Raw genomic sequence first — 18991 nt, 5'->3', positions numbered from 1 at the left:
ATACGGCTGACACATAAAGAAAGCGCGCTCGGAGCGCGCCTCGCTTGTGTTATGACTTCAAATATTTATCAATAATTTTGTCATATTCACCGTTTTTCTTTAGGTTCTCAAGACCTTTATTGATCTTCTTCAATAGGTCTTGGTTTTTCCCCTTCATGACAGAGATACCATACTGGTCTCCATTCAAGCGGTCTCCAACTGTTTTCAATTTTAAATCTTGTTGTGCGATCGCATACGTAATGACAGGATAATCCTCAATTAAGGCATCTGCATTTCCGTTTGATACTTCCTGGAACATAGATGGGCTGTCATTAAATTGAACGACTTCATACCCATATTTATCAGCGTTATCAGATGCGAATTTTGCACCAGTCGTCCCGTTTTTAACAGCTAGCTTTTTCCCCTTTAAATCATTAATAGATTTGATGCTGCTGTCCTTTTTCACAACAACTGTCAGTCCAGCGTCGAAGTAAGGATCTGAGAAATCTACTTTCTTCTTACGCTCATCTGTAATACTCATTCCGCCCATTCCAACATCAAGCTGTCCTGCCTGCATCGCTGGAATGATGCCTGAGAAGTCCATAGCTTCAAGCTTCACTTTGAAACCTTGGTCTTTCGCGATTGCATTAATTAAATCAACGTCTATCCCTTCATATTTACCGCCTTTTTCAAATTCAAATGGCGGATAAGTTGTATCTATCCCAATTTTATATGTGCCTTTGCCTTCTCCCGAACCACTGTCCGATTTTGATCCACAGGCTGCCATGACAAGCACAACAATTAGTCCCATGATCAATAACATCGATTTCTTCATAAAACACGACCCCCATTGTCAGTTTTGTCTAAATATTCGCAATAACAATAATACTATACCACGCTAAATCTATAGTGTGTGATATTTTTTATCAATACCAAAGATCCATACAATTCTAGATCAATAGTCTCTTTAAATTTTACTTTTTTGCGAATAACTCATTTTATTCTAAAAGAAGAGTGATTCACAATTATGATGTGAGATAATCTCACAAAAAACGAGTCAGTGCCTTGATAAATGAAGTTTCTCCCTTGCATACGAAAGCAAACTCAACAACTTCCTTCCTCTCTTTATTGATATTGTAATATATTTTTTTCAAAACCCTCTTTTTACCTAAAATATGTAAGCGTATACAAAAAGAGCAGTGGCTCCCTATTTCTTTCACTACTGGTTGAATTTACATCAAAAAACATGTTTTACAAACTGCACGAGAGAGCTTAAAATATAAGAAGATACTGGAATATGGGAAGTTGATTCAGAAGAACGGTTACTGATAGATGAAGAAAGGAGGATATGAATTGGCAGAAGCAGGTGTTTTGTCGTCCGTTGATGTAGCGAATATGCTCAATGATTGGTATGTCATGATGAAAAAAAGAGAGATACAAGGTGCTATCCAGTTAAAAGAAGACATTCTTCAAGCGTTTGATCGAATGGAAGAAAATCAAGACGTCTTACTTTACTATCAACTGCTAGAGTACCGTTTTAAAGATCTAATAGAAGATACAGCTTCGTTAGATCATAGTCTTTTTGTTGATGAAAATGCCATCCGTACGGATGATATGCTCAGCTATTATTTCTATTTCTTTAAAGGGATGTATGAAATGCGCAGAGGCAATCAGGATACGGCATTTCACCATTTAAAATTGGCCGAGGATAAATTAGATCTCGTGCACGATGACATTGAAAAAGCCGAATTTCATTATAAAACAGGGTGTCTTTACTATAATATTAGATCCACGCTTCTCTCCATTCACCACTTAAAGATGGCTTCATCTATTTACGACGCAGATCCATGTTATGTGAAAAAATCAATCAGCTGTCAAATGATGCTTGCTTTGAATTATGCGGATCAGTCGAAATATGATGAGTCAGAATCGCTGTTCGAAGAAGTCATTCATTCACTAGAACAGATGGATGATCCAGATTTACTTGGACATGCCTATTGCAATGCAGCCTTTATTAAAAGTCTAAGAAATGAATACAGTGAAGCTGTGCCACTCCTAGAAAAGGCTTTAATGATAGAATCATTCGAAACTTCTTCTCCAGGCGGCTATTTACTTGCCATGTACGCCTACACAAAAGCACTATTTAAGCTGAAAAAGCCAGGTTTGTTCCACTATTATGTACAGCTTTCACTTCAAAAAGCAGAAAATTTAAAACAACGAAACATTTCACTTAAATTATCCATTTTAGAAACACTTATGATTCAGCCAGACAACATGATTGAGCAAATCAAGGATTATTGCGATCAATTAGAATCAATGAATTTCCTTGTTGACCTTGAAGCTATTTGTCAGGATGCAGCAGCTTACTTAACGGATCTTGGGCTTCATGAAGAATCCTCTTATTTTAGAAACAAGGCGTTGTCCTTGAAAACTTGTTAAGAAAATGGAGTGATGTATGATGAAGAAATGGCTCATCACAAGTGCGATTTTAACCCTCTTGATAACAGGTGTTTCTGTTGGTACTTTCATTCAAAAAGACAGTCAATCTGCACAATCTCAAGATATTATTCAAAAGAGAGACCGTGGAACCAACCCTTAATATGAAAAAAGCAGCTGTGATCAAAACAGCTGCTTTTTGATGTGCTAATCAATTTCTCGTTTAATATTCTGCATTTTTTCATCTAAGTAATGTGCAATATCTGCGGCTTCCTTCAGTTCATCAGTCAGCTGATGAGGAACATCGTTTTGCAGTTTATAATAGATTTTATGCTCTAGACTCGCCCAAAAATCCATCGCAATGGTCCGCACCTGAATCTCAACCTTCACATGCTCCACACGATTTGTTAAGTAGACAGGTATCTCAACAATTAAATGAAGGCTTCTGTAGCCATTTGGTTTTGGATGTTGAATGTAGTCCTTCACTTCAAGGATCTTTAAATCCTCTCTTTGCCTCAATACATCCATAATGTTATAGATATCTTGAATAAAAGAACAGATGATGCGGACACCTGCAATATCATGGATATGCTCCTTGGCACATTGTGTCGTGATGTCGCATCCTTTTCTTGCTAGTTTATTCACTATGCTTTCAAAGGATTTAATTCGTGATTTTGTATGCTCTATTGGGTTGTGTCCATGGATTAAATTATACTCCTGGCTGATAATTGAAAACTTTGTATCCATTTCATCTAATGCAAATTTATATACTAATAGTTCATTTTTCCAGTCTTCCATGACATTTTTCAAATCTTCTACATGAGTTGCTGACATATTCATTTTCTTTTTGTCATCTCCTTTTGGGAAACGGCAGCTGCACCGCTTTCCGTTTACTAGACGGAGAGAGGACTCGAATGGTTTTAAAAAATACGCAGTTAGCCTCGTTGTTTATAATATGTCAGCGCCAGCGCAAGGGCCAGCACAGAGCCTTTCACAATATCCATTGCATAATAAGGGACAGACATCATCACAAGCCCATTTTGTAAGATACCGATGAGTACAGCTCCGATAAAAGTGCCAAATGCGTTTGGTTTACCTGCTCCCATGACGGAAAAGCCGATAAAAGCAGCTGCTACTCCATCCATTAAATATGGTGCACCCGCATTAATTTCTGCTGTCATGACCCTTGATGCCAGTACGATACCGCCGATCGCTGCAAATAACGCAGAAAGCAGATAGGCCGCAATTTTGTATTTGTTCACATGTATGCCAGACAATCGAGCCGCTTCCTTATTCCCACCGATGATGTACATGAATCGGCCGTGCTTTGTGTAGGTCATGAAAACATGCGCAAATAGTACAATGACAGCCATAATCAGAATGATATATGGCACCTGTCCAATTTTGCTGAAAAAGGCAGGAATCGTTCCCGTTGAGAACGTGCCATCGGGAAGCACCATATTTTCAGAAATAGTCGCCCCTTTCGTATACGTTTGAGCCAGCCCTTGAATGATAAACATCATGGCTAATGTCATGAGCATATCTGGAATTTTCATTTTGACGATCATCCATGCATTTAGCAAACCAACAATGATAGAAGCTGCTAGTGCAGAGAGGATTGCAATCAGTGGGTTTTGCGAGAACCATACGAACATAGAAATGACAATCGCATTAGATAGCGTAGCGACTGATCCAACTGATAAATCAAAGCCGTTTACTGCCAATGAGATGGTTAAGCCCACCGCAATGATGGTCACTATTGAGATAGATCGTAGAATATTGATGATATTTCCTGATTGCAAAAACGCTGGATTCGATGCCGCAAATACCACAATCAACACGACAATGGTTAAGATTGTGCCATATTGATAAAAGAAATCAAACAGATGAAAGGATGGCCGCTGTTTTTTGATTTGCTGCACAGGGGCTGGAATTTGTTGTTCGCTCATGATTGTCCTCCTGTTGAATGATATAAAAGCTCCTCTTCAGTCGTCGGTGCGGTCATTTCCCGGGCAATGCTGCCATCATATAGCACGTATACTCGGTCTGCGATACCTGCAATCTCTGACAGCTCACTCGACGCATAAATGACAGATTTTCCGCGGGCAGCAAGCTCTGCAATCAGAGTAAAAATATCTTTTTTCGCTCCAACGTCTACACCTTTGGTTGGTTCATCAAAGAGATACACATCTGCCTCAGCCAGTAGCCATTTTCCGATGGCAACCTTTTGCTGATTTCCACCAGATAGGTGCTTCACCTTTGCTTCAAGCGACGGCGTTTTGACACCAAGCCGTTTGACGATGTCGCCTGCTTCCCGCTTTTCCTTCGAACGATGTAAGAAGCTGAATATCCGTGAAAATGAGTGAAGACTTGCAGCCGTTAAGTTCCACCCCACGCTCTCTTCGGTCAGAATCCCTTCTTTTCTCCGCTCTTCCGGCACAAGCGCCATTCCAGCTCTCACCGCTTGATGAGGCGATGTGATGCGAATGGTTTGACCATGAAGCTGCACGGTCCCCGTCTTTTTTTCTGAGGCACCGAAAAGGGCTTTGCACAATTCTGTTTTACCAGCACCGACAAGTCCTGCGATCCCGAGAATTTCTCCTTTTTTGACATAAAAGTGAATGTTGTTTAATTTATGTTGATCGTTTAGCTCTTTCACTTCAAGCACTATCGGTGCATCTTTCAGTGGCCTGCGAGACGGGAACTGCTCCTCTAATGGGGCACCTAACATTTCTTCAATGACCTGCTGCGGATTTGTGTCTTTGACAAGGTGAGCTGCGACATCCGTTCCATTTCGCATCACAGTCAGTTCATCACAGATGGTGAAAATTTCAGGCATGCGGTGAGAAATAAACACGATCCCCGTCCCATGCTGTTTCAACCGATCAATCATTGAGAATAATTTGCTTGTTTCTGCATGACTAAGCGGAGCCGTTGGTTCATCTAAGATTAAAATGCTGCATTTAATGGAAACGGCCTTGGCAATGAGCACCATCTGTTTTTCAGCAAGGGTCAGATCGCTGACAAGTCGTTTTGTGGAAATGTCGATGTCCATTTCTTTTAATAGCTGAGCCGCCTTGCGATGCAGCTCTTTCCAGCTGACAAATGTTTTTTTCTCAATTTCATGCATCATCATATTCTCACCAACACTTAAGTAGGGAACAAGCGCCGTATCCACTTCTTGATGGACCGTCTGCACACCATATGAGGATGCATCCTTTGGGGTTTGAATGGTTGCCGCCTGGCCATTGATGTGGATGGTCCCGTCGAAGTGGGAATGAGCGCCAGAAAGAACCTTCATTAACGTTGACTTCCCAGCACCATTTGCTCCAATCAGTGCATGGACCGTCCCTTTTTTTAATGTGAAATTTACTTGATCTAACGCTTTGACCCCTGGGAATTCAATTGAAATATTTTTCATACGAACAAGCGGCGCTGTCATTGGTGTCCTCCTTCTCTTGATATCATCTGAAAAACGAAACACCCTCTATGAAAAGAGAGTGCACGTCACTTATTTTGTATAATGCTTCTTCAAGGTCTTCATCCAATCTTCCTCAAAAGCAGTCGATGAACCGAATCCCTTCACTTCGTCTGCAAGATTGACCATGTTAATGGCTTTTCCTGCTTGCTGAAGCTGCTTTTGCGAGATGAGAGAGGCCTCAAGGTCATAGGAAGATGGTGTTTTCTCACCAGCTATTTTCTTCGCAAGAATCCTCACGTCGACGGCGCCGATGAGCTTCGGATCAACCGCTGCTGTGTACTTCCACGGACTGTCCTTCGCCGTCATTTCTTGAAGATCCGCATTTGACACATCAATCCCATAAATCTTCACTTCTGTTCTTCCTGCTTCCTTTAACGCTCTTGCTGCCCCAATGGCAAAGGCATCCCATGTGGCAAAAATAGCGTCCAGCTTGCCCTTTGGATACTTATTCAGCATGGCTGCTACTGCATTTTGCGTTTGAACAGACGTATCAGAGGAGGCAATACCAAAGCGGTCAAGCTCCTTGATCCCTGAATGTTGTTTAAGCGTTTCTTGATAGACCTTATTTCGTCTCACCATTGGCGGGAATCCATCTACCCACAGGTATGCAATATTTGCTTTTCCTTTAAAATCAGACACGAGCGCATCTAATGATTTTTTTGCTAATTGTTCGTCATCTTGAGATGTCACTGTGACCCCTTTGATGTCCTTCAGCTTAGGATTCGAATCAAATGCTACAACTGGAATGCCTTTCGCTGTGATCTTTTTCACATCAGCGACTGTCGCCTCGTCGTCCCCGTGAGAGATGATAAAGCCATCGTAATTTTCTTCAAGCGCCTGAGAGATGGCATCATGAAACTTCGCTGTATCTCCATTTGCTGTGTAGACATCTACCTTAAAGCCGAGTGCCTCACCTTCTGCCTTCGTTCCAGCTAAAAATTGAGCTGTATGATCGTCTCCTCCAATTTTGCGGATGACTTTAATTTTTGCCCCCTGTCCCTTTGCAAATCGCTTCGGTACATTATCAAAGGAAACCTTTTCGTTCGTATTTGCCTTTGAGCCCGCACTTGATCCGGTGCCACATCCAGTTAACAGGACGGTCAATGCCGTTAATAAGACAAGAAATGATGTAAAATGATTACGCTTCATTGCTGTTCCTCCTCGAGTTGTTTTTATTTTTCACATCGGAAAACTAGGTAAAAAAGTGGAAATACGCCTGTAAAACAGGCATTTGATTCGAAAAAGAGACGAAAAAAAGCCTCTCTTGGAAAGAGAGGCTTGATCACCGTTGCATGAAACATGTATCGGGAAGTCTTCCTCTCTTATCTGTCAAAGCTGTAACAGCTTTGCAGGAATTAGCACCAATTTCTAAAATAGAAACGGTTGCTGGGCGTCATAGGGCCAGTCCCTCTGCCTCTCTTGATAAGAGATCCGTTATGAAATTTGTTTTCGTTGAAATGTCTTCTTTACTTTAATGTGATGTCACATCAATGTCAATGACTTTTTTGAAAATTTCTAAAATATCATCAGCCTCCGATGATTTTCTTCGCAGGTGATGATTTCTTCAGACGGAAATCATATTTTTTCTCATTCACAAATTGCGGGTTGAGATGTGCTGATCCTTTATCTTGACCGCTTTTAGAAAGATACGTTTTGTAGCCTTCCAACCATTTCCCGCGCCATACCCACTGTGATGCTTTCGCACCTTTGCGGTCATCATAAACGTTCTTCTGGAAGGTATTCTTTTGGTTCACTTGATAAAGATTCACGACTAAGTAATGCGAGGCACTAGCTGTCATGATATTATTCGTGATTCGATTGTTCACTGCTTGATATTGCATCAGCAATTGACCGCCTTCTAAGCCGGCTGTGTCATTTTTGTACAAAGTATTATGTGAAATCGTCGTATGGGTTGTACCGCCCCGCTTCTTATCATAGCCGCCAATAGAAATGCCTGTATAACGGTTTAAATATACTTGATTGTGTTCGATACGGATACGGTCCGCCATTTTTCCTTTATGTTCGCTTGTGACTTCAATCCCCAGGTCGTTGTGATGTGAGATGTTATGATCGATCACAATGTCTTTTCCGCCATCAACATAAATTCCGCCAGCGGAGATGTCGCTGCCATAGGCTGGGTTCCCTGCACTCGTAATTTCATATACTTTGTTTCTAGAGACGACCCCATTTCTAACTTGATCATACTTTTTAGAGGGTGCTACGTTCTCAAAACCAATTAAATCAATGCCAATATTATCAGTGTGCCGGACCGTGTTATGTGTCACACGGAACTTGTTGACGTTTCCATTTAGCACAAGCGCTTCACTGAAGCCCAGCTTTAATTTTTCAACGGTATTTCCTTTGATTTCAATGTCTTCAATCGCTGCAGGAGCTTTTGTCCCATAGACAGCAATTCCATGTGCATTTCCATTTTTATGTTTCGTCTGAATATCATACACTCGGTTATTAAGCAGCTTGACGCCTTTACCGCTTCCTTTGATGAAAATACCAACTGGTGTCAAATCTTCTTTATTCGTCTTAAGGTGTCCTACAGTCAGGCCTTTGAGGGTGATGTAGCTCTTTTGATCGATCGTGACAAGACCTCCATCGGCTTGATTTCCTTTTAGGGAAGCCCCGCTAATCACAGGTTTTTCCTTTCCGTAAGCTTGAAAGACAACGGGTGCTTTCTTTGTTCCTGAATGGCGGACAATCAATTTTTCTTTGTATGTACCGCCTCTCATGTAAATGGTTGCCCCAGCCTTCGCCATACTTGCTGCTTTTTTCAGCGTGCGGAAAGGTTTTTGCTTTGTTCCCGGGTTTTTGTCGCTTCCGTTTACCGCTACGTAATAGGCTGTGCTTTGCTTAGCGCCAGCCTCATCTGTCATCGCCTGACAGCCAAAGCTGATCACGGTCATGAATAAAATGAGTAAAATGCCTGGTATCGCTCGTTTCATCTTGTTGTTTGCTCCTTTCTCTTCTCTTCTTCCTTTATCGGTTAAAAAAAAGAGGATTAAAATATGAAGATGTCCCTTGCAATGTACTAGTCAAAAGGTGTATGGTTGAAAGAATATCTTACAGGAAAACCATTCGTTTTTAAATTATCAGATTAATCAGTTAATAATGTATTTGGATTTTATTTCTTTTTTTAAAAGGGGTGACAGGAGCCAAACTGACAGCAGAGAAAAGGAAAGCGCTTTAACAGATTTTTCTTGTCTGAATTCCAGAAAACCTATTGCTAATATTTTGTGAAGGTATAGAATAGAATCATAATTATTTCATATTATTAGAATTTTCAAATAATCAAACAGCAAGGAGATTTACAATGCCAAAACAACCCATCCGCGTTGAACTTAGTTCAACAAAAAAACCAAAACCTCAATCTGATCAACTTGAATTCGGAAAAATCTTCACTGATCACATGTTTGTGATGGATTATTCAGTTGATAAAGGTTGGTACGATCCAAGAATTATCCCTTATCAGGCCATTCCAATGGACCCAGCTTCGATGGTCTACCATTATGGTCAATCTGTTTTTGAAGGCTTGAAGGCTTATGTTTCTGAGGATCAAAAAATTCTCTTATTCCGTCCGGAAAAAAACATGGAGCGCTTAAACAGATCCAATGACCGCCTGTGTATTCCGCAAATTGATACAGAAACAGTATTAGAGGGCTTAAATGAACTCATTCGTATTGATAAGGATTGGGTACCTGATGCAGAGGGCACTTCCTTGTATATTCGTCCATTCATTATTTCCACTGAGCCGTATTTAGGCGTTGCACCGTCTAGCACGTATAAGCTGCTGATTATCTTATCTCCAGTGGGATCATACTATAAAGAAGGCATTCATCCGGTCAAAATTGCAGTTGAAAATGAGTTTGTCCGTGCCGTTAAGGGTGGAACAGGAAATGCCAAAACAGCTGGAAACTATGCCTCAAGCCTTAAAGCACAGCAAGTTGCTGAAACGAAAGGATTTTCACAGGTTCTTTGGCTTGATGGGGTCGAGAAAAAATACATCGAAGAAGTCGGCAGCATGAATATCTTCTTTAAAATCAATGGAGAAATCGTGACGCCTGAATTGAACGGCAGCATTTTAGAAGGCATCACACGTAACTCTGTACTTGAACTGTTAAAGCATTGGGGAATTCCAGTAACAGAGCGCAAAATTTCAATTGATGAGTTAATTGAAGCACATCAATCTGGCGAGCTTGAAGAAATTTTCGGAACTGGAACGGCAGCCGTAATCTCTCCTGTCGGGGAATTAATTTATCATGATCAGCCATATGTGATCCAAAATGGTCAAACAGGCGAAGTATCCAAGAAATTGTATGAGGCCATTACTGGCATTCAAAAAGGGACACAGCCAGACATCTTTGGCTGGACAGTTGAAGTTGACTCAGTCGTCAAGCAAGCATAAGCATATAAAAAGAACCTTTCAATCATGAAGGGTTCCTTTTTGTTTATTTACCTCTCTTTTATCCCTCATAATGGTAAATACACATAAATAAGGAGAGTGATGGTATGTTTTTTACTTATCTACTAGCGTTCTTTGGAATCTGCATAGGATCGATGATCGTCGCCACTGGTTTCGATGATTCACCGTTCCTCACCCGGTTTTTATTTAAGGCTCTTGGAATCTCTATCCTTGCTCTTTCCATCTCTTTTGTAAAGGTCCGACGAAAGAAGTTACAGAAAAAAAGGCGAAATAGACTTAGTTGACCCGTCTGCTTCCCATCAAATCGTGCACCAAAACAAGACCGACACCCCAACAATCGCCCCTGCGTATATCCACTGTTTCCTTTTGATGCTCCGCTTTTTTTCGATCAGTAAAAAGATCTCTGGCAAAAAGATGATCATGATTTCTAGGATAAAGACAAGATAATAAACAAGCGGCATTGGCTGGAAATCAAATTTTCTTGCATCTCCTCCAATCGTTGCGAAATACATCAACAGATTGGTCACGGGAATGGTAAAACAAACGAGCAGGCGGAGAACATAGATCCACACATATTCCTTATGCCGAATGAGGCCAACAAATGAAGCAATAAGGCCATACAAAAACAAGATCACTGTACCATAACTCATGACAGGCTGTACGACAAACCCGTAAAACATTAAACCAATTGCAACCATATTCCAACAGTCCTTTCTTTGAAGCCATACATGCTGTTATTTCTAATCATACACTTCTTTCTCCAGTTTCCATATGGGGCAATCATAAAAAATGACCCCATAAAGGGGCCATTATGTGTTAAGCATTGACTGATTTGAAGAATTGCGGTAAATGCTCACGATGCGCTTCGAGCATTTCGTCTAAAATTTGCTTTGCAATGTCGTCAGATGGGACGAGCGGGTTGATGGTCATCGCCACAAGAGCCGTCTCGTAATCTCCAGTCACAGCCGCTTCTGCTGCCACACGCTCGAATGATTTGATTTGTTGAACGAGTCCTCTTACAGCTACAGGCAGATCACCTATCGCGATTGGTTTTGGTCCGTCCTTCGTAATGATACAGTTTACTTCAACCGCTGATTCAGCCGGAATGCTGGCAATCGCCCCTCTGTTCACTGTATTGACTGGTTGAATGTCGTGCTTATCATTATAGATGGAGCTGATTAAGTTACAGGCCGCATCGCTGTAATAGGCCCCGCCTCTTTTTTCGAGCTGCGGTGGTTTAATCGACAAATCAGGATCTTTATAGAGCTCAAATAATTCCTGCTCGACCTGCTGTACAACCTCTGCTCGTGTTCCTTTCTCTTGAGCCGCCTTTTGCTCTTCTTCCAGCATATCTTTCGTTTTATAGTAATAGCGGTGATACGGACATGGGATGACCCCTAATCCTTTCACAAAAGAAGGCTCCCAGTTTTTCGCTTCAATGTTTTTCATGGACCACTGGCTGTTCGGATTTCCTAGTTCATCAAGCACTTGATCCATAATGCTGACCCCGTCTAAATATACGTTTAATCCATAGACCATGTGATTGAGACCAGCAAACTGTACTTCGATGCGTTCAACGTCCACATCAAGCGCTTTGGCAATCCCCATTTTGATCCCAATCGGCACATTGCATAGACCGACCACTTTTTTTAGATTCGTGTAGCGTAAAACAGCTTCTGTGACCATGCCCGCTGGATTTGTAAAGTTCACAAGCCATGCGTCTGGGCAAAGCTCTTCCATATCCTTCACAATGTCTAGTATGACTGGGATGGTCCGAAGGCCTTTAAATAAACCGCCTGGTCCGTTCGTTTCCTGACCGATGACGCCGTATTTAAGCGGTATTCTCTCATCCTTTGCCCGTGCTTCCAGCAGTCCTACACGAAATTGTGTCGTCACAAAATCTGCGTCCTTCAAGGCCTCCCGGCGATCAAGAGTCAGGTGTACCTCAATCGGCAGACCCGCTTTTTCAACCATACGTTTCGCCAAAGCGCCCACGATGTTTAACTTTTCCTGACCCGCTTTAATATCCACAAGCCATAATTCCTTTACAGGCAATTCTTGATATCGTTTAATAAACCCTTCGACGAGCTCAGGCGTATAGCTCGATCCACCGCCTATTGTGACAATTTTGATTCCTTCTTTCATGAATTGACACCTCCGAGTTGCTTCATTTTTTCATGGAGCTCGATGATTTCTGCTGCGAGCTCCTTGACGGTCATTGCGTTCATGAGATGATCCTGCGCATGAATCATTAAGAGGCTAATATCCGTCTTTTCGCCCCTGATTTCTCCCTGGATCAGCTCTGTCTGTGCGTGATGCGCCTCATTTAACGCGTCTTGTGCGTCCTGCAATTTTTGCTTCGCCTCATCAAATTTTCCTTCTTTTGCACATGTAATGGCCTCCATCGCGGAGCTTCTGCCATTTCCGCCGTGCAGGATGAGTTGAAACACAATTTGTTCCATTTCCATCGGCCGCATCCCCCTTGTTCCCTCTATTACATGCTGACGACATTTTCATCAGTTGATGCTTTTGTTTCTAGCTCACTTTCTTCTTTCAATTTCTGCTTATCCCACATTCTAAAGAATGGGTAGTATAGAGCAAATGACAGCGCAAGGTTAATCAGCTGCATGACAGCACCAGAGATTTTGCCTCCTGTGGCGAGATAGCCTGAAATGATTGGCGGCATGGTCCATGGGACAGCGATCCCGGCTGGTTTTGCCACAAGCCCTGTGCTCATTCCGATATATGTGGTGATGATCATCATGATTGGCGTAAGGATAAACGGAATGAGGAGCATTGGGTTCATGACAATCGGCATTCCAAAAATGATCGGTTCGTTGATGTTAAAGATGGCTGGCCCAATGGCAAGGCGGCCAAGCTGTTTCATTTGTTTACTTCTGGCGCGTAAGATCATGGTCAGCACCAAAGCAAGCGTTGCTCCGCTTCCGCCGACGTTGATGAAGATTTCAAAGAACTGCGCTGTGAAAATATTCGGCAGTACTTCTCCTGCTTGGAATGCAAGACGATTCTCATCCATTGCACCGAGCCAAATTGGCCCCATGACGCCGCCGACAATAGTTGCTCCGTGAATACCACATGCCCAAAGGAGCATTTGCACACCCATCGCAACGATACTGCCGCCTAAGCTGCCACCAAGAATGGAAAGCGGTGTGCCAATTAAGACCGTGATAATATTATGAATACTCTCAAAAGGTGTCATCTCAATCACAAGTCTAGCGACCCAGATCAGCGTGATGACCACAAAACCTGGAATAAGTGCAATAAACGATTTACTGACTGCTGGCGGTACACCATCAGGCATTTTGATGACGATATTCCGCTGTACAATAAAGCGGTAAATTTCGGTTGAAAGCATGGCAATAATCATGGCAACGAATAAACCTTTACTGCCCATCAGTGTGACAGGAATTCCCCCGCCCACTAGGATAGCTTCTGTTGAGCCTTCAGGTGTGAAAGGTACTTGATATGGTGTAGCCAAAAGGAAAGCCGCAACAGCGATTGCACCAGATGATAGCGCATCAACGGCATACTTTTCAGCTAGCCTGTAAGCAATCCCGAAGGTCGCAACAAGTGCCATAATGTCAAAGGTTGCATTCACAGGATAGGATAGTTTCGTGGCCCATTCTGCTCCGAAGATACTTGCCATAAAATCGCTGTATCCTGGGATCGGAAGGTTGGCTAAAATGAGAAACAGTGAACCGACAATAATGAGAGGCATCGTTAAAACAATTCCGTCACGCAATGCTTGTAAATGTCTTTGAGCGGCAATCTTCCCTGCAAACGGCATGACCTTCTCTTCTAGAAATCGGTTGAATCCATTCATCCCCTCCGCCCCCTTTATCCGTTCACTAACTGTTCAGCAGATTTTAAAACCTCAGCGCCATTACATACGCCATAATGCACAGTATTAATCACGTCTACTGGGATTCCTTTTTCTTCTCCGAGCTTTTTCATTTGCGGTAATAAATATCGAACCTGAGGTCCTAATAAAAGCACATCGGCTTGATCAATATGATTTTTCGCAGAATCTCCAGATACTGCCCAAATACGATAATCTTTTCCTTGTTCTTGTGCGCTTTTCTCCATTTTTGTGACAAGTAAGCTGGTAGACATACCTGCTGCGCAAACCAATAAGATGTTCATGTGTAAACGCCCCCTTTTCAAAGTGTGAAGCTATTCTTTACACATTCATCATATTATGAAACCGCTTTCATAAACACCCATACTTTTTCCTTTAGGAAGCGGAAAAAGTTAATATCACACAGTTAGTTCTTGTACGAAGGAGCCTTTTTATACATGATATCAAGCATGTCTTCAAATGTATCACAGGCGATCAGGTGCTGAATGAATTTCACATTATGCACAAGCTCCCCCAGCAGGCGGTACATGCCTTTTAAATCTTTGGCATTCTCTTTTTCGACACAAAGCAGGCAGACAAATTGAACCTTTTTCTCTCCCCAAATGATTGGTTTTTCTAATGTACATATCGCCCAAAACGTCTCATCTGTCAGCGGCGTCATCGGGTGCGGAATCGCTGTATAATGTCCGAAAGAGGTAGGCGCAGCCTCTTCTCTTTCCATGACAGATGGTGTGATCTCAGCTGGCGCTAAGCCCATATCGATGACTTTTTGTGTTAAAAAGGTGATGATCTCTTCCTTTGTTTGAAAGGCGCGTTTTGTAAAAACCAATTCCTTTTTCATATATTGAGAGGCCAATGTCACCCTTGTTTCACTCGTCAGGGCTTCTTCAATTTTTAAAAAATCACCGCCTCCCAAAATGGTGTTCACTTGAATGACTGGAACCGGTAAATCCATATGAATTGGGATCGTTGTAATAATCAAATCCAAGGCATGCAAAGAGACATGCGGAAGCGAATACAGCTCTGCTGTTCCTAAAATGGTCAGCTTTGACCCAAATTGTGACCGCAAACGATCCTGCAGCAGCCTTGCACTCCCTGCACCAGACGCACAGACAATGAGACACCGCTTCGGCGGGATCTCCATTTTCCTCCGCTCTAATGCCGCACCAAAATGAAGCGCCATATATCCGATTTCATTCTCATGAATACTCAGCCCCTCCTCTTCTTCAAGGACCCTGCTGGCGATAATCCCCGCTTCAAATGCAAGGGGATACCCCGCTTTTATTTCATCAAGCATCGGATTTCTTAAGTTCATTCCATATTTACATCGGTTGATGGCAGGCTTTAAGTGCAGACTGAGTCCAATCATTAGTTCCGTATCACCTGCTAAATCAAGCTGCAGTTTTTGATCAATAGCCTTCAGGATGAGCTGTACAAGCCGGCTCGTGTCATCATCTACAATTTGTTTTTGGCCGCTCGAGGAAAAGGACTGTACCATTTTGGCTGTTCCTAGCAAATGAATGGTGATATAGACGATTTCCTCTTGTGGAAATGAGACATCCAGCAGCCCTTCAAGACGCTCCACCATTTTTTTAGCGACCTTATATTCCTTTGCCCGGGGAATTTCGCTGATTTCCTCTGGAAGAACAGATACATAGTTTCCGTGTCTAATTCGTTTGCAGGCAATGGCGACATGAACGATTAAATTATTCATGCAAATGTCTGATAGATTCATACCTTCCTCATTGATATAATTGATCATTGTTTTCTGGATCAATTCGAGTTCATGCTTTGGCAAAATGGTAACAGCTGTGTTCAGCATCGTTTGATAAGAACGACGTTCATTGAATAAATATTCTGACATACAATAACGGATTTTCATCTCTGATCCCTTGATTCGGCAGCCTTTGCTCGGCTTCGCTTCCAGCTTCAGATCAAAGGGCTCCAGCTTACGTTTGACCGATTTCACATCGTTGCTCATCGTTGATTTACTAATAAACAGCTGCTCCTGTAAATCCTCCAGCTTCACATAGGATTCTGCCAAAAGAAGCCTTTTTAAAATAAACCGAACACGCTCCTCTGGCAGCACAGCAAGCGGCTCTTCCTGCTCGACCTCCTCCTTCATAAAACGGCGAAAGGCATTCTCATCGTTGATCAGCAGCTCATAACCAGCTCCTCTAACAGCTGTTACTGCCGCTCGATAAGGGGCAAGACGGTCGTTCAGTTCTTTTATGTCTGTACGAATGGTGCGGCTTGTCACTTGTAAACTGGCAGAAAGTGCAGCGCTTGTGAGCGGGGTCTCAGCTGCCATGAGCTGACTTAAGATGTGCGCCAGTCTTTTATTCAGCATCAGATCGGCCTCCTTATGTAGGGGTGGAGAATCTGCCTTGTCTGGACAGGTTGTATACGCTTGCAGTTCTCTTCATTACTCATATTCTACTGAAAAGAAATAAAAATTGCCAACTCATATATATGACAAATGCCCCTATTTATACAACTAACCACATCTAATGTCCTACGAATCTTTTTGAAGATACTTGCGAAAACCACGAAAAAAAGGCTTGATCGAGCATATCGGCTTGTTTCATTCGATATTGATCAAGCTTCTTTATCGCTTTCTTTTTACCTGCATCGTCTTTTTTCGCTGTAGCTTGTACATAGTCAACAAAGTAGCCGATATGACTTGACCAAATGTCCTTGAATTGTTTGCCTGCTTTTTTTCCATACACAGAGGCAATTGCATCTGATAAGTCATTCGTGTTTTCATTTAAAGCCGCCGCTGCTTGATTGAAGTCTTTACTGCCGTCAATTCCTTTTTGCATCGTGACCACTGCTAAATAGGCATGCTCTGAAAACAGCTGATCTAGTGCTGCTCGAAGATCTGTGGCTTTATTTGACACTTCTTGTGACGAAGACGTCTTCTTCGCCTCCCCATACATATGTCCTTCGTGTGCACTTGCGATATGAGCCGCTGGGAATAATAATGCTGCGCTCAGTGGAATGGTTAACATTGCTTTCTTCATGTTCATCTTTTTATTTCCTCCTCTTTCCGTTTGTTATGTACTTAACGGAGAGAGGGAGAAAATAGATCATTCGATTCTATTATTTTTTTCTTACAACACAGGCTCTGTATGTTTGCATAAAAAAAGCCGGATTATCCGGCTGATACGTTACGACGTTTAGATTCTTTTCGCTCTTTATATATTTTTCTCACCAATGGATAAATCACAGGTGCCCATTTGACAATTTGTTTCAGCCATTTTTTCATTTCTCCCGCGCCTCCTTATTGTCATTCTTAAAGGACGATTCCCCATCTTGTCATGAAATAAACAGGTGCGGGAGAGCAGGAGTTAAATCACGCCTTGTGCGATCATGGCATCTGCCACCTTACGAAATCCTGCAATATTTGCTCCAACCATGATGTTTCCTGAGTGTCCATATTCGTCTGCTGTCTCTGTACACTGACGATAAATAGACTGCATCATTTGTTTCAGCTGAGCATCTACTTCTTCAAATGTCCAAGATATTCTTGCACTGTTTTGTGCCATTTCCAATGCTGAGACACCTACTCCGCCAGCATTCGCCGCTTTTGCCGGCGCAAACAAAATACGATTCTTTTCAAATACTTTGACCGCCTTAAGAGTGGACGGCATATTGGCTCCTTCTCCTACAGCGATGACACCATTTGCCACAAGCTGCTGTGCATGCGCCTCTGATATTTCATTTTGTGTTGCACATGGCAGCGCAATATCACAAGGAACGGACCAAATTTGTTCGCAATCTTCAATTAATTCAGCATGCGGGTGAATGTCTATATATGCCCCAATCCGCTGATTCTCGATTTCCTTCAGCTGCTTGATGGTCTCAAGTGAAATCCCTTGAGGATCATAAATCGCTCCGCTTGAATCACTGCAAGCCACAACCTTACCGCCTAATTCGATTACCTTTTCCATTGCATAAATAGACACATTTCCTGAGCCCGACACAACAACAGAACGTCCTTCAAATTGGAGCCCATGTGCTTTCAGCATTTCCTCCATGAAGTACACCAGTCCGTAGCCTGTCGCCTCTTTTCTCGCTAAGCTGCCTCCGAATCCAGGGCTTTTCCCCGTGAGTACACCCGCTTCATAAGCACCGCGCATTTTCTTGTACTGTCCGAACATATAGCCAATTTCGCGTGCTCCTACACCAATATCACCTGCTGGCACATCTTGATCAGGTCCAATATATCGGCCGAGTTCACTCATAAAGCTTTGAACGAAACGCATGATTTCTCCATCAGACTTCCCTTTAGGATCAAAATCCGATCCGCCTTTCCCTCCGCCAATCGGCATACCAGTCAGTGCGTTTTTAAAGATTTGTTCAAACCCTAAAAACTTGATAATGCTTGCATTGACGGTTGGATGGAAACGAATGCCTCCTTTATAAGGACCGATGGCACTATTGAATTGAACCCTAAACCCTCGATTGACTTGTACTTTGCCCTCATCGTCTACCCATGGCACTCGAAATACCACAAGCCGCTCAGGCTCAATGAGCCGTTCTAAAATGCCTTGTTTTTCATACTCTGGATGCTTTGCAAAAACTGGGACGAGTGATTCCAGAATTTCTTTTACGGCTTGCTGGAACTCCTCCTCGCCGGGATTTCGTTTTTCCACCTCTTCTAACACACGGTGGATGTAGCTTTGTGCTGTTTGTGCTGCTCGATCTAAGGTCAACATGTCGCATCTGCCTCCTTGTAGATATCTTCACACATTTAATTGTTAGATTTTCTAACGCATAT

17 protein-coding genes, 1 pseudogene and 1 riboswitch are annotated in these 18991 nt (G+C 42.4%); of the genes and pseudogenes, 3 read left to right on the top strand and 15 right to left on the bottom strand.

The annotated features are described in order from the left end of the window. Positions 1-49: 49 nt before the first annotated feature. The gene (locus tag AAZR19_RS07460) at positions 50-814 is read right to left on the bottom strand and encodes a transporter substrate-binding domain-containing protein (RefSeq protein WP_024423857.1); all 765 of its coding nucleotides are present in this window, start codon (positions 812-814) and stop codon (positions 50-52) included. Between the two features lie 518 nt (positions 815-1332). Here AAZR19_RS07460 and AAZR19_RS07455 point away from each other — a divergent pair. Both AAZR19_RS07455 and AAZR19_RS07450 read left to right on the top strand, forming a co-directional pair. Beyond that, complete coding sequence (locus AAZR19_RS07455; protein ID WP_041108330.1) at positions 1333-2418, top strand: Rap family tetratricopeptide repeat protein; 1086 nt, start codon at positions 1333-1335, stop codon at positions 2416-2418. Between the two features lie 19 nt (positions 2419-2437). Continuing rightward, positions 2438-2578: a hypothetical protein gene (locus tag AAZR19_RS07450; RefSeq protein WP_164512173.1), complete on the top strand. Its 141-nt coding sequence runs from the start codon at positions 2438-2440 to the stop codon at positions 2576-2578. A gap of 44 nt (positions 2579-2622) precedes the next feature. Here AAZR19_RS07450 and AAZR19_RS07445 read toward each other — a convergent pair whose 3' ends face one another. The 5 genes from AAZR19_RS07445 to AAZR19_RS07425 all read right to left on the bottom strand — a co-directional run bounded on the left by AAZR19_RS07445 (position 2623) and on the right by AAZR19_RS07425 (position 8850). Beyond that, entirely contained in the window at positions 2623-3255 is a 633-nt protein-coding gene (locus AAZR19_RS07445; protein ID WP_025093809.1) for a GTP pyrophosphokinase, read from the bottom strand. 95 nt (positions 3256-3350) lie between these two features. After that, a complete protein-coding gene (locus AAZR19_RS07440) occupies positions 3351-4364 on the bottom strand; it encodes an ABC transporter permease (RefSeq protein ID WP_041108333.1) in 1014 nt (337 codons plus the stop codon). Continuing rightward, on the bottom strand, positions 4361-5857 hold the full coding sequence (locus AAZR19_RS07435) for a sugar ABC transporter ATP-binding protein (RefSeq protein WP_218676764.1): 1497 nt from the start codon (positions 5855-5857) through the stop codon (positions 4361-4363). Before AAZR19_RS07435 ends, AAZR19_RS07440 begins: the two co-directional genes overlap by 4 nt. Positions 5858-5926: 69 nt before the next feature. Beyond that, entirely contained in the window at positions 5927-7045 is a 1119-nt protein-coding gene (locus AAZR19_RS07430; RefSeq protein ID WP_218676765.1) for a sugar ABC transporter substrate-binding protein, read from the bottom strand. Between the two features lie 170 nt (positions 7046-7215). Then, a riboswitch (SAM riboswitch) is annotated at positions 7216-7325 on the bottom strand. Between the two features lie 97 nt (positions 7326-7422). Continuing rightward, complete coding sequence (locus AAZR19_RS07425; RefSeq protein WP_326349791.1) at positions 7423-8850, bottom strand: right-handed parallel beta-helix repeat-containing protein; 1428 nt, start codon at positions 8848-8850, stop codon at positions 7423-7425. Between the two features lie 368 nt (positions 8851-9218). Here AAZR19_RS07425 and AAZR19_RS07420 point away from each other — a divergent pair, with 368 nt between their 5' ends. Continuing rightward, a complete protein-coding gene (locus AAZR19_RS07420) occupies positions 9219-10310 on the top strand; it encodes a branched-chain amino acid aminotransferase (RefSeq protein WP_024426445.1) in 1092 nt (363 codons plus the stop codon). 317 nt (positions 10311-10627) lie between these two features. Here the strand turns inward: AAZR19_RS07420 and AAZR19_RS07415 are convergent, their stop codons facing one another. The 9 genes and pseudogenes from AAZR19_RS07415 to gdhA all read right to left on the bottom strand — a co-directional run bounded on the left by AAZR19_RS07415 (position 10628) and on the right by gdhA (position 18929). Then, complete coding sequence (locus tag AAZR19_RS07415) at positions 10628-11026, bottom strand: hypothetical protein (protein WP_034281330.1); 399 nt, start codon at positions 11024-11026, stop codon at positions 10628-10630. A 118-nt stretch (positions 11027-11144) separates the two neighbouring features. Continuing rightward, positions 11145-12473: a 6-phospho-beta-glucosidase gene (locus tag AAZR19_RS07410; protein ID WP_041108344.1), complete on the bottom strand. Its 1329-nt coding sequence runs from the start codon at positions 12471-12473 to the stop codon at positions 11145-11147. After that, positions 12470-12796 (bottom strand): PTS lactose/cellobiose transporter subunit IIA, encoded by a 327-nt coding sequence (locus tag AAZR19_RS07405; RefSeq protein WP_056765419.1) that lies wholly within the window; start codon positions 12794-12796, stop codon positions 12470-12472. Before AAZR19_RS07405 ends, AAZR19_RS07410 begins: the two co-directional genes overlap by 4 nt. A gap of 26 nt (positions 12797-12822) precedes the next feature. Continuing rightward, positions 12823-14172 (bottom strand): PTS cellobiose transporter subunit IIC, encoded by a 1350-nt coding sequence (gene celB / locus AAZR19_RS07400; RefSeq protein WP_024423868.1) that lies wholly within the window; start codon positions 14170-14172, stop codon positions 12823-12825. 14 nt (positions 14173-14186) lie between these two features. Beyond that, complete coding sequence (locus AAZR19_RS07395; protein WP_003214824.1) at positions 14187-14492, bottom strand: PTS sugar transporter subunit IIB; 306 nt, start codon at positions 14490-14492, stop codon at positions 14187-14189. Positions 14493-14614: 122 nt separating this feature from the next. Further along, positions 14615-16558, bottom strand: a complete 1944-nt coding sequence (locus AAZR19_RS07390; RefSeq protein ID WP_326349790.1) for a BglG family transcription antiterminator — start codon at positions 16556-16558, stop codon at positions 14615-14617. Positions 16559-16766: 208 nt separating this feature from the next. Further along, a pseudogene (locus AAZR19_RS07385) lies at positions 16767-17237 on the bottom strand (copper amine oxidase); the annotation flags it as partial. A gap of 125 nt (positions 17238-17362) precedes the next feature. Next, the gene (locus AAZR19_RS07380) at positions 17363-17476 is read right to left on the bottom strand and encodes a hypothetical protein (protein ID WP_226015292.1); all 114 of its coding nucleotides are present in this window, start codon (positions 17474-17476) and stop codon (positions 17363-17365) included. A gap of 82 nt (positions 17477-17558) precedes the next feature. Further along, on the bottom strand, positions 17559-18929 hold the full coding sequence (gene gdhA, locus AAZR19_RS07375) for an NADP-specific glutamate dehydrogenase (protein ID WP_326349789.1): 1371 nt from the start codon (positions 18927-18929) through the stop codon (positions 17559-17561). Between the last annotated feature and the right edge of the window lie 62 nt (positions 18930-18991).

It is taken from the genome of Bacillus sp. Je.9.29.b, from assembly GCF_051129925.1.
GTDB classification, from domain to species: Bacteria; Bacillota; Bacilli; order Bacillales; family Bacillaceae; genus Bacillus; species Bacillus safensis.
The sequence above is the reverse complement of the archived record's forward strand: the minus strand, read 5'-3'. Positions and strand labels throughout refer to the sequence as shown.